General features: G+C 67.5%; 10 protein-coding genes. 3 read left to right on the top strand and 7 right to left on the bottom strand.

Annotated features, from left to right (window positions below; genetic code table 11):
* Positions 1-3: 3 nt before the first annotated feature.
* Together INQ48_06875 and INQ48_06870 are read right to left on the bottom strand one after the other, a co-directional pair.
* Complete coding sequence (locus tag INQ48_06875; GenBank protein QRF58952.1) at positions 4-630, bottom strand: PilN domain-containing protein; 627 nt, start codon at positions 628-630, stop codon at positions 4-6.
* Positions 627-1,706 (bottom strand): pilus assembly protein PilM, encoded by a 1,080-nt coding sequence (locus INQ48_06870; protein QRF58951.1) that lies wholly within the window; start codon positions 1,704-1,706, stop codon positions 627-629. The genes INQ48_06875 and INQ48_06870 overlap by 4 nt, the downstream gene beginning before the upstream one ends.
* Positions 1,707-1,944: 238 nt before the next feature.
* Between INQ48_06870 and INQ48_06865 the strand changes: the two genes are divergently transcribed.
* Positions 1,945-4,368, top strand: a complete 2,424-nt coding sequence (locus INQ48_06865) for a PBP1A family penicillin-binding protein (protein ID QRF58950.1) — start codon at positions 1,945-1,947, stop codon at positions 4,366-4,368.
* A gap of 25 nt (positions 4,369-4,393) precedes the next feature.
* Here INQ48_06865 and cyaY read toward each other — a convergent pair whose 3' ends face one another.
* Positions 4,394-4,726, bottom strand: coding sequence for an iron donor protein CyaY (cyaY, locus tag INQ48_06860; GenBank protein QRF58949.1), 333 nt, complete (start codon positions 4,724-4,726; stop codon positions 4,394-4,396).
* A gap of 12 nt (positions 4,727-4,738) precedes the next feature.
* Here cyaY and INQ48_06855 point away from each other — a divergent pair, with 12 nt between their 5' ends.
* On the top strand, positions 4,739-5,005 hold the full coding sequence (locus tag INQ48_06855) for a lipoprotein (GenBank protein QRF58948.1): 267 nt from the start codon (positions 4,739-4,741) through the stop codon (positions 5,003-5,005).
* Positions 5,002-6,285 carry a diaminopimelate decarboxylase gene (gene lysA, locus INQ48_06850; protein QRF58947.1) on the top strand — a complete coding sequence of 428 codons (1,284 nt, stop codon included), beginning with the start codon at positions 5,002-5,004 and terminating at the stop codon, positions 6,283-6,285. Before INQ48_06855 ends, lysA begins: the two co-directional genes overlap by 4 nt.
* Positions 6,286-6,298: 13 nt before the next feature.
* On the opposite strand, the gene INQ48_06845 is transcribed toward lysA, so the two are convergent.
* The 4 genes from INQ48_06845 to INQ48_06830 all read right to left on the bottom strand — a co-directional run bounded on the left by INQ48_06845 (position 6,299) and on the right by INQ48_06830 (position 11,613).
* Positions 6,299-6,949: a sulfoxide reductase heme-binding subunit YedZ gene (locus INQ48_06845; GenBank protein ID QRF58946.1), complete on the bottom strand. Its 651-nt coding sequence runs from the start codon at positions 6,947-6,949 to the stop codon at positions 6,299-6,301.
* Positions 6,950-6,996: 47 nt separating this feature from the next.
* Complete coding sequence (gene msrP, locus INQ48_06840) at positions 6,997-8,007, bottom strand: protein-methionine-sulfoxide reductase catalytic subunit MsrP (protein ID QRF58945.1); 1,011 nt, start codon at positions 8,005-8,007, stop codon at positions 6,997-6,999.
* A gap of 118 nt (positions 8,008-8,125) precedes the next feature.
* Positions 8,126-9,442 (bottom strand): c-type cytochrome biogenesis protein CcsB, encoded by a 1,317-nt coding sequence (gene ccsB, locus INQ48_06835; GenBank protein QRF58944.1) that lies wholly within the window; start codon positions 9,440-9,442, stop codon positions 8,126-8,128.
* Positions 9,439-11,613 (bottom strand): cytochrome c biogenesis protein ResB, encoded by a 2,175-nt coding sequence (locus INQ48_06830; GenBank protein ID QRF58943.1) that lies wholly within the window; start codon positions 11,611-11,613, stop codon positions 9,439-9,441. Before INQ48_06830 ends, ccsB begins: the two co-directional genes overlap by 4 nt.
* Between the last annotated feature and the right edge of the window lie 119 nt (positions 11,614-11,732).

Here is an 11,732-nt window from a genome sequence, read left to right as displayed (position 1 = left end):
CGCCTAGCCCTTGGACTGCGCCGCGGTGGCCAGCGCCTTGTCGGCCGCGGCCTTCTGCGCGTCGGTCGGCCGCTTGAGGCCGATGCGCATGGTGAAGTTCGCCACCCGCCGCTGGTCGCGCTGGTTCGCACTCAGGCTCACGGTGGCGGAAGTGATCTCGACCAGCTCCGGCTTCACCAGCCAGGGACTGTTGTTGCCGAGATTGCGCAGCAGCTCGGACACGCGCTCGTTCGACTGCGCCATGCCCTGCAGCGTGACGGTCTGGTTGTCCTGCTTCATGCTCGACAGGTAGACGCCGTCGGGCAGTTGCCGCACCAGTTCGTTGAGCAGATGGACCGGCAGGTTGCGGTCACCCTGCAGGTCCTCGACGGCCTGCTGGCGCGCGCGCAGCGCCGCGATCTCCTCCTGCAAGGTCGAGATCTCCTTGATCTCGACCTCGAGCTTCTTGATCTCGCCCTGCAGGAAGCGGTTCTTCGATTGCTGGGCCGAGATCTGGGCCTCGAACCAGAGATAGCCCAGGCACGCGATCAGGCCGCCGAGCAAAGCGGCACCGGCCAGCGCGCCATAGAAGGCTTCGCGCCGGCGCTTGCGCGCGGCCTCGCGGTGCGGAAGCAGATTGATCAGGATCACTGCAGGAACCTCCGCATGGCCAGACCGCAGGAGGTCAGGTAGGAAGGCGCTTCGCGCCGGACCTTCTTCTCGCGGATGTTCGAGCCGAGCTCCATGCCGTCGAAGGGATTGACGAGCGAGCAGGCGAAGGAGGTCTGCCGCGTCACCGCATTGCTCAGGCCCGGCAGCGAGGCCGATCCACCGGCCAGCATCACGTAGTCGACACGGTTGTGCGGCGTGCTGGTGAAGAAGAACTGCAGCGCGCGCGCGATTTCCTGGGCGATGCTCTCGACGAAGGGCTTGAGGACGCCCGAGCCGTAGTCGTCGGGCAGGTCGCCGCTGCGCTTCTTGGCCTCGGCCTCCTCGGCCGAGAAGCCGTACTGGCGCACGATCATCTGGGTGAGCTGGGCGCCGCCGAAGGCCTGGTCGCGGTCGTACAGCACTTCCTGGTTGCGCAGCACCTGCATGCTGGTGGTGAAGGCGCCGACCTCGAACAGGGCGACGATAGCGTCCTGACCCTTGCCCGGCAGTTGTTCGATCAGGCGCGCGGTGGCGAGGCGCGAGGCATAGGACTCGACGTCCAGGATCATGGCCTTGAGGCCCGCCGCCTCGGCCAGGCCTTCGCGGTCCTGCACCTTCTCCTTGCGCGACGCGGCGATCAGCACCTCGACGTCGCCCGCCGAGCTCAGGCTCGGCCCGGTCACGCAGAAATCGAGACTCACTTCGTCCAGCGAGAAAGGAATGTATTGATTGGCTTCCGATTCGACTTGGATTTCGAGCTCCTGCTCGCTCATCCCGCCCGGAAGAATGATCTTCTTGGTGATCACCGCCGAGGGCGGCAACGCCAGCGCGACGTTGCGCGTGCGGGTGCCGCTCTTGCGCACCACGCGGCGCACGGCCTCGGCGACCTCGTCGAACTTCTCGACGTTGCCATCGGTGATCCAGCCGCGCTCGAGGGGCTCGATGGCGCAGCGTTCCAGGATCAGCTTGCCGCTGGCTTCACGGCCGAGTTCGACCAGCTTGACGCTGGACGAGCTGACATCCAGCCCGAGCAGGGGGGCGTTCTGACGACGAAACAATGTTCCAAGAGCAGCCAAGTTCTGTCCCTCTTCCCCTGCATTTGTAACCAATGGAAAAATTTGAATTCGGTTGCATGCTAGCAGCACGCCCGACGCCATCCAAGGGGCGGATCGGGACGGCAGGGTCGATCGTTGCCAAAAGCTGACGCTAAAGCCTCGTTTTGTAACTTTCGATTTAGGACCGGGGCGCCGAGCAAACATCGGGGCCCGCTCAAGGGGTGGCTTTTTATAATGCGCGGTGACTCTCGGGCCCTCCATGCAAGAAAACACACGGCCAACGCCAAACTCCAAGCGCCCAGCCAAGACCCCACCCGCCTCCACCCGGCCCGCCTGGCTCAAATGGCTGCTGCGCTTCGTGTTCTGGGGCCTGGGCATCGCCGCGGCCGGCGTGCTGTCGGTGATCTGCGTGGTCGCGGTGGCGCTGGCGGTCGCCTATCCGAACCTGCCCGACATCTCCGAGCTCTCCGACTACCGGCCCAAGCTGCCGCTGCGGGTGTTCTCGGCCGAGGGCATCCTGATCGGCGAGTTCGGCGAGGAGCGCCGCAACCTGACGCCGATCTCGGCCATTCCCAAGGTGGTGAAGGACGCCGTGCTGGCGGCCGAGGACGCCCGCTTCTATGACCACGGCGGCGTCGACTACAAGGGCATGATCCGCGCTGGCCTCGCGAACATGAACCGCGTGAAGAGCCAGGGCGCCTCCACCATCACCATGCAGGTGGCGCGCAACGTCTACCTGAGTTCCGAGAAGACGCTGACGCGCAAGATCTACGAGGTGCTGCTGACCTTCAAGCTCGAGCACCTGCTGAGCAAGGACCAGATCTTCGAGATCTACCTGAACCAGATCTACCTCGGCAACCGCGCCTACGGCTTCTCCGCCGCCTCCGAGGCCTACTTCGGCAAGCCGCTGTCCGAGCTCACCATCGCCCAGGCCGCGATGCTGGCCGGCCTGCCCAAGGCGCCCGGCGCGAACAACCCGGTGAACAACCCGCAGCGCGCGCGCGGCCGGCAGTTCTACGTGATCGACCGCATGCAGGAAGCCGGCTTCATCACCGCCGAGCAGGCCGCGGCCGCCAAGAAGGAAGAGCTGCACCTGCGCGACGCCGCCGACCCGAACCGGCTGCATGCCGAGTACGTGGCCGAGACGGTGCGCCAGCTGATGTATGCGCAGTACGGCGACAGCACCTACACGCGCGGCCTCAAGGTCTACACCTCGCTCGTGGCGGCCGACCAGGCCGCCGCCTACAAGGCGCTGCGCAAGGGCATCATGGATTACGAGCGCCGCCAGATCTACCGCGGCCCCGAGAAGTTCGTCGAGCTGCCGAACGATGCCAAGGATCTCGACGAAGCCGTCGACGACGCGCTCAGCGACCATCCCGACAACGGCGACGTGATGGCGGCCGTGGTGCTCAAGGCCACCGCCAAGCAGATCGATGCGGTGCGCGGCAACGGCGACGCGGTGCAGATCACGGGCGAAGGCCTCAAGCCCGCGCAGTCGGGCCTCTCGGACAAGGCGCCGCCCAACATCAAGATCCGCCGCGGCGCGGTGATCCGCGTGGTGAAGACGCCCAAGAACACCTGGGAGATCACCCAGCTGCCCGAGGTCGAGGGCGCCTTCGTCGCCATGGACCCGCGCGACGGCGCGATCAAGGCGCTGGTCGGCGGCTTCGACTTCGGCAAGAACAAGTTCAACCACGTCACGCAGGCCTGGCGCCAGCCGGGCTCGAGCTTCAAGCCCTTTATCTACTCTGCCGCGCTCGAGAAGGGCTTCACGCCCGCCACCGTGATCAACGACGGCCCGCTGTTCTTCGATGCCGGCACCACCGGCGGCCAGCCCTGGGAGCCGAAGAACTACGGCGGCGGCTACGACGGCCCGATGTCGATGCGCACCGCGCTGATGAAGTCGAAGAACCTGGTCTCGATCCGCATCCTGCAGTCGATCGGCACGCGCTACGCGCAGGACTGGATCACCAACTTCGGCTTCGAGCGCGAGAAGCATCCGGCCTACCTGCCGATGGCGCTCGGCGCGGGCTCGGTCACGCCGATGCAGATGGCGGTGGGCTACTCGGTGTTCGCCAACGGCGGCTACCGCGTCAATCCCTACCTCGTGACGCGCATCACCGACCACAAGGACAAGCTGCTGGTCGACAAGCAGCCGCCGCTGCTCAATGACGCGCTGCGCGCCATCCCGCAGCGCAACGCCTTCATCATGGACAGCCTGCTGCAATCGGTGGCGCGCGCCGGCACCGCGGCCAAGGCCCAGGCGATGCTCAAGCGACCCGACCTCTATGGCAAGACCGGCACCACCAACGATTCGCTCGATGCGTGGTTCGCAGGCTTCCAGCCGACCATGACCGCGATCTCGTGGATCGGCTACGACACGCCGCGCAACCTCGGGGACCGCGAGACCGGTGGCGGCCTGAGCCTGCCGATCTGGATCAACTTCATGGAAACCGCCATCAAGGGCGCGCCGGTCACCGACCTCTCGACCACGCCGCCCGCGGGCGTGGTGAACGTGGGCGGCGAGTGGTACTACGACGACTACGCACCGGGCCGCGGCGTGGCCAGCCTGGGTGTCGACACGACGCCGGCGGCACCGGCCGAAGCGCTGAGCGGCGCGCCGGTGAGCCCGCCGGCGCCGCCCGAGGAGCGCAGCCGCATCCTCGACCTGTTCCGCAACTGATGCCGCGTCGGCCGCGCCGCGGGTCTCAGCCCGCGGTGAAGCTCAGCGGCTGCCCCGCCTGCAGGCTCGCCTCGCGCGACAGGTTGCCGAAGAACTCTTCCGCGCTCTTGGTGTCGATCCAGGCCTGGCCGTCGAAGCGGTAGTGGTAGCCGCCCGAGCGCGCCGCGAGCCAGATCTCCTGCAGCGGCTTCTGCAGGTTCACGATCAGCTGGCTGCCGTTGGGAAACGAAATCGTGATCATGCCGCCCACGCGCTGGTTGTCGATGTCGGCGTCCGTCGCGTCGTTGATGCGGTCGCAGCTGTGCTCGATCGCCGCCAGCGCGGCTTCGGCGCGGTCCATGTATTCGGAGTCCGTCATTACAATTTCGTTATGTTGAATGTCCACCAAATTCTAGTGAGCGCCCGCGGCCGCACTGCGCTCATGGTCTGCCTCGCCGCCGCCACCCTCGGCCTGGCCGCCTGCGGACAGCGCGGCGCCCTCTATCTGCCGACCGATCCGGCCGCCTCGCAACGCGCCACGCTGCCCGACCTGCTGACGCCCAGCATGCCCGGCGGCACCGGCAATGCCACGCCGTCTTCCAGCACCGGCCAGGCCGCGCCGAAGCCTGCCACCGCCAGCAGCGGAGCCGCACGATGAGCACCCTTCCCCTGCCCGGCCATCCCCACATCGCGCAGCGTGACGGCGCGCTCCAGGTCGAAGGCGTGTCGCTCGATGCGCTCGCGCGCGAGCACGGCACGCCGCTGTTCGTCTACTCGAAGCAGTGGATGCTCGATGCGCTGGCCGCCTACCAGCGCGGCTTCGAAGGCCGCGATGCGCTGGTCTGCTACGCGATGAAGGCCAACTCCTCGCTCGGCGTGCTGCGCGTGTTCGCCGAGGCCGGCTGCGGCTTCGACATCGTCTCGGGCGGCGAACTCGCGCGCGTGCTCGCGGTCGGCGCCGATCCGAAGAAGATCATCTTCTCGGGTGTCGGCAAGACCCGCGCCGAGATGCGCCAGGCGCTCGCGGCCGGCATCGCCTGCTTCAACGTCGAGAGCGAGGCCGAGCTCGACGTGCTCAACGAGGTGGCGCTGGCCGAGAAGGCGCGCGCGCCGATCAGCATCCGCATCAATCCCAACGTCGATCCCAAGACGCACCCCTACATCTCCACCGGCCTCAAGGGCAACAAGTTCGGCATCGCGCACGACCGCGCGGTGCAGGCCTACCGCCACGCGGCCAGCCTGCCGGGCCTCGAGGTGGTGGGCATCGACTGCCACATCGGCTCGCAGATCACCGAGGCCTCGCCCTACTTCGACGCCTTCGAGCGCGTACTCGACCTGGTGGTGGCGATCGAGGCCGCGGGCATTCCCATCCATCACCTGGACTTCGGCGGCGGCCTGGGCATCGACTACAACGGCGAGACGCCGCCGCAGGCCGATGCGCTGTGGCGGCAACTGCTCGAGCGGCTCGACGCGCGCGGCTTCGGCCAGCGCAAGCTGGTGATCGAACCGGGCCGCTCGCTGGTCGGCAATGCCGGCGTGTGCCTGACCGAGGTGCTCTACACCAAGCCCGGCGAGGACAAGAACTTCTGCATCGTCGACGCGGCCATGAACGACCTGCCGCGGCCCGCGATGTACCAGGCCTTCCATCGCATCGTGCCGCTGCGCGAACGCGCCGGCGCTGGCGCCACCTACGACGTGGTGGGCCCGGTCTGCGAGAGCGGCGACTGGATCGGCCGCGACCGCGAACTCAACGTGGTGGCCGGCGACCTGCTGGGCGTGCTCTCGGCCGGTGCCTATTGCATGAGCATGGCGAGCAACTACAACACCCGCGCGCGCGCGGCCGAGGTGCTCGTGAGCGGCACGGCCGCCACGCTGATCCGCCGGCGCGAGACGCTGGAAGACCAGCTGCAGGCCGAGCTGCAGACCGCCAGGGGCTGAGCGGGGACCGCGGCTAGTTCGACGGCCGCGCCCGCGCGCCGGCCCGCGCTGCCGGCACGCCCGCCTTGCGGGCGCCCATCCAGCGCCAGAGTCGCCACGCCAGCAGCAGGCCGATGATCGCCGCGTAGACGAACACCTCGGCGAAGTTGTTCTTGCCCGCGCGCATCCAGAAGAAGTGCAGCAGGCCCAGCCCCGCGATCAGGTAGACCAGCTTGTGCAGCAGCTGCCAGCGCTTCGCGCCGATGGCCTTGATCGCGCGGTTGAACGAGGTCAGCGCCAGCGGGGTCAGCAGCACGAACGCCGAGAAGCCCACCAGGATGAACGGCCGCTTCGCGATGTCCTTGGCGATCTCGCCCCAGTCGAGCCCCATGTCGAACCATGCGTAGCACAGCAGGTGCAGCACCACGTAGAAGTAGGCGTACAGGCCCAGCATGCGCCGGAAGCGCGCCAGGCCGTTCCACTTCGTCGTCACGCGCAGCGGCGTGACCGCCAGCACGATGCACAGGAAGCGCAAGGTCCAGTCGCCGGTCGCGCGGATCAGGTACTCCTGGGGATTGGGGCCCAGCTGGTCGACCACCACGCCGTAGGCCAGCCACGCGAAAGGCAGCAGGCACAGCAGGAAGACGACGGGCTTGGCGGCGGGATGCAGCAGCAGCTTGTTCATGGCGTTCGGGTCGCGCCCCCCGCGGGTTGCGGGGGTGCGCGCCCGCCTCAGTAGTTCTTCTTCAGGTCCATGCCCGCATAGAGCTGGCCGACCTGCGCTTCGTAGCCATTGAACAGCAGGGTCTTGTTGCGCTTGGCGAACAGGCCGCCGCCGTCGCCGATGCGGCGCTCGGTCGCCTGGCTCCAGCGCGGATGGTCGACGTTCGGGTTCACGTTCGAGTAGAAGCCGTACTCCTGCGCCGCGGCCTTGTTCCAGGCCGTGCTCGGCTCCTTCTCGACGAAGCGGATCTTCACGATCGATTTGGCCGACTTGAAGCCGTACTTCCACGGCACCACGAGCCGTACCGGCGCGCCGTTCTGGTTCGGCAACACCTCGCCATACATGCCGAAGGCCAGCAGCGTGAGCGGATGCATCGCCTCGTCCATGCGCAGGCCCTCGGTGTAGGGCCAGTCGAGCACGCGCGAGCCGACGAAGGGCATGGTCTTGGGATCGGCCAGGGTCACGAACTCGACGAACTTGGCGTTGCCCTGCGGCTCGACCTTCTTGATCAGCTCGGCCAGCGAATAGCCGACCCACGGGATCACCATCGACCAGCCCTCGACGCAGCGCAGCCGGTAGATGCGCTCTTCCTGCGCGCTGAGCTTGAGCAGGTCCTCGATCGAGTACTTGCCGGGCTTCTTCACCAGCCCCTCGACCTCGACGGTCCAGGGCCGGGTCTTGAGCGTGCCGGCGTTCTTGACGGGGTCACCCTTGTCGGTGCCGAACTCGTAGTAGTTGTTGTAGCTGGTCGCGTCCTTGTAGTCGGTGAGCTTTTCCATCGTCTGCGCACCGGGCACCGCGGACTTCGCGCCCGGCAGCGCTTCCAGCTTGTTCGGCCGCGCCGTCTGGGCCAGCGCCTCGCGGCCCGCGAAGGAAGCCAGCGCGGCGCCGGCCGCGCCGCCCGCCATCAGCTTGAGCAGGTCGCGCCGGCCTTCGTAGAGGGCGCGTGGCGTGATCTCGCTGGACAGCGGGTGGATGAAGCCGCTGTTGCGGCGCGACGGACGGGAAGGGAAGGACATGACGGGCCTTTCGCTGGAATCGTTGTGTTCGGAAGGTAGTTCGTGGCTCCCCCCGATTCGGTTACGCGCACGCGGGGCGCGCGGTTTCAATTCTTCGCGAAAGGCCGCCGGCGCGCGCCTACAGGGTGCCGTAGCTGTGCAGGCCGCTCAGGAACATGTTGACGCCGAGGAAGGCGAAGGTGGTGACCGCCAGCCCCGCGAGCGCCCACCAGGCCGCCACGGTGCCGCGCAGGCCCTTGACCAGGCGCATGTGCAGCCAGGCCGCGTAGTTGAGCCAGACGATCAGCGCCCAGGTCTCCTTCGGGTCCCAGCTCCAGTAGCCGCCCCAGGCATCGGCGGCCCACAGCGCACCGAGCACGGTGGCGATGGTGAAGAAGGCGAAGCCGACCGCGATCGACTTGTACATGACGTCGTCGAGCACCTCGTTGGCCGGCAGGCGTGCCGCGATGCGCTTGCGCCCCAGCAGGATGCCGGCCGCGATCAGCGCCGAGATCGCCGCATAGGCCACCCAGTAGCTGCCACCGGCTTCCTGCACGCGCTGGCGGAACGCCACCGGCACGAAGCACAGCGCCATGCCCAGCAGCCAGATCGGCGTGAGCTTGTACCAGCGGGTCTCGTCCGCCTGTTCCTTCACCAGGTAGGCGAAAGCCACCATGGCCGCGAGCGAGAAGGTGCCGTAGCCGATGAAGTTGGCGGGCACGTGCAGCTTCATCCACCAGCTCTGCAGCGCGGGCACCAGCGGCTGGATTTCGTGCGCCTGGCGCACCAGCGTGTACCAGAGCAGGAAGCCGACCGCCGCGCTCACCACCAGCATCACGAAGGCGCCGAGCGCGCGCGTGCGGTAGTGCTCTTCGTAGTAGAGATAGAACGCGGCCGTGAGCCAGCAGAACAGCACGAACACCTCGTAGAGGTTGCTCACCGGGATGTGGCCGATGTCGGGGCCGAGCTGGTGGCTTTCGTACCAGCGCACCATGGTGCCGATCAGCGCCATGGTGATGGCGGCCCAGGCCAGCCGCGAACCGATCGCCTCGAGCGCGTCGCCCTGCTTGCCGCCGAAGAAGCCGAGCCAGTAGAACAGCGTGCTCATGAAGAACAGCACGCTCATCCAGAGGATGGCCGACTGGCTCGAGAGGAAGTACTTGAGCCAGAACACGGTGTCGGCGCGCGCCAGGTCGCCCTGGTAGGACGCGATGGCCAGCAGCGAGGCCGCCGCGACCACGATCGCCAGCACCCGCAGCGGGCGCCAGAACCAGCCCATGGCGATCACACAGATCAGAGCGCCCACCAGGATCGGCTTCTCGTAGGAATCCATCGAGCCCGCATGGCGCGCGAAGGCGAACAGGCCGCCCGCGAGCACCAGCGCCGCGAACACCCAGTCGAACAAGTTGCGCCGCGAGAGCCAGCTTTCGTTGAGCGTGAGGGTGGTGGTGTTCATGGTGAGGCGGGCTCTTCTTTCTTCAGGGCGAGCAGCTTGTGCTTCAGGTGCTCGAACTCCCGATCGCTGTCGATGGTCTTGCGATTGACCGAGAACGCCATCGTCGCGGCGGTTTCGGTGGTGTTGTCTCCAGGGGCGCCGGCGGGTGTCAGCCACACCCAGAGCCGACGCTCGCGCACGTACAGCATGGCAAAAATCCCGACGATCAGCAACAGACAGCCCAGATAGACGACGTTCTTGCCAGGGGCGCGCGCCACCTGGAACACGCTGGCCTGCACCTGGGTGAAGTCGGTCATCATCATCGCGACCGGGGCCGGGTAGAAGTGGGCGTCGCTCAACGCGATCACCGCCTGCGTGAGGAAGGCCTGCGACTTCTCGTCGCCCGGCAGCGCCGCGAGACCCGCGCCTTCGCGGCTGAGGTTCAGCACCTCGTAGAGCACGTCGTTGAGGATGCGCACCAGCACCGCGCCCGCGCGCTCGCGCTCGGCCTCGGGCACGTTGCTCTCCATGAATTCGGCGATCGCCTGCCAGCCGCCCGCGGAGGCGGCATCGGCGCGCGCGGGCTCGCTGCCCGCGAACAGCGCCAGCGCGCGCGTGGCCGACACCCGCAGCTGGTCGGCCATCTCGGGGCGCTTCGGATCGCTGGCCTTGGCGATGTAGCGCTCGATGGCGCGCGCGCGCATCGCCGGGTCCTCGAGCGTGGCGCGCATGCGCACGAAGCCGTCCATCGAGCCCTGCTCGTCGGCCGGCACGCGCAGGTAGCGGAACGGCTCCTCGGGCTTCTCGCGCATGCCCAGCAGGAACACCGGCTGGCCGTCGCCGGTGTCGACCGGCACCATGTAGTTCTGGTATTCGCGCGCCTGGCCGGCCGCGTCGCGCAGCTTGTAGCCGATGCTCGGGCCGATGTTGCGCAGCACCTTGGGCTTGTTGGTCTTGTTGGCCGCGCCCAGGCGCGACTCGATGTCGTGGCGCAGGTCGACCTTGCGCACGTCGGCGCCGCTGCCCATGGCGCCGCCGTCGGCGAAGTTCTCGACGTTGATCACGCGCAGCGCCGCGAACTCCAGCGTGAGCTTCTCCTTGCCGTTGGTGATCTCGCTGCTCGGGCCGCCGATCACGCCCTCGACCTCGAAGGGCTTGGCAGCGGCCGCCATCGGCACCGCCTTGAGCTTCACCGTCGAGCCGCCGTCGTCGAAGCTCGACTGATAGATCTCCACGCCCTTGTAGCTGGCCGGATGGTTGACCTCGATGCGCGCGGGCACCTGCGCGCCGGTCTCGCGGTCGTGCAGCACCACCTCGCTCGCGAACAGCTTGGGCATGCCGGTCGAGTAGTAGTCGACGATGAACTTCTTGAGCTCGATCGAGAACGGCAGCTCCTGCAGCAGCACGCCATCGGCCTGGTTGAGGATCGCCACGCTGCCCTGCCCGCCCTCGGGCACCAGGATGTTGCCGCGGAAGGTCGGATTGCCGGCCGACAGCCGGTGCTGCGGCGGCACGTCGGCGATCATGCCGCCGCCGGTGAACACGCTCTTGCCGTTGAACCAGGTCTGCGCGCGCACCACCAGGTCGCCGTCGAGCAGGCCGCCGATGCACACCAGCACGATCGCGCTGTGCGCCGCGATGTAGCCGAGCTTGTGCGCGCCGCCGGCACGCGCGGCGACCATCCAGCCGGCCGGCGTCTTGCCATCGCCCGTGGCCTCGCGCTGCTGCAGCTTGACCTTCCAGCCGCCGCTCACGAGCAACTGGCCGATGCGGTTGGCCGCCATGTCGGGCGTTTCGCCGAGCTGCGTCTGCGCGCGCTGGCCGAAGGCCTTGAGGCTCTGGGTGCGGATGTCTTCCTTGAAGGTGCGCAGTTCGACCACGATGCGCGGCGTGTTGCGCACGATGCACAGCGTGGTGCTGATCACCAGGAACAGCAGGATCAGCAGGAACCACCAGGCGCTGTAGATCGAGTCGAGCCGCGCGGCGCGGAACACCTCGGCCCAAAACGGCCCGAACTGGTTGATGTAGTTGTTGATCGGCTCGTGCTGCTTGAGCACGGTGCCGATGATCGAGGCGATGCAGATGATCGTGAGCAGCGCGATCGCGAAGCGCATCGACGACAGCAGTTCCACCGCCGCGCGAACCGCTTGCGGGCCGCGATGGACGCGAAGGCCGTGAGTGGAGACTGACATCGATTGCTGGAGAAGAGAGGGGAAAAGGCGTCCGGAGGAAGCGAAACGCAAAAGGGCGGGCCATCCTTCTGGATCGGCCCGCCCTCTTTTGGGGTTGTTGTCGGCGGTTAGTTCACGCT

It is taken from the genome of Variovorax paradoxus (genome assembly GCA_016806145.1).
Taxonomy (GTDB): domain Bacteria; phylum Pseudomonadota; class Gammaproteobacteria; order Burkholderiales; family Burkholderiaceae_C; genus Variovorax.
The sequence above is the reverse complement of the archived record's forward strand: the minus strand, read 5'-3'. Positions and strand labels throughout refer to the sequence as shown.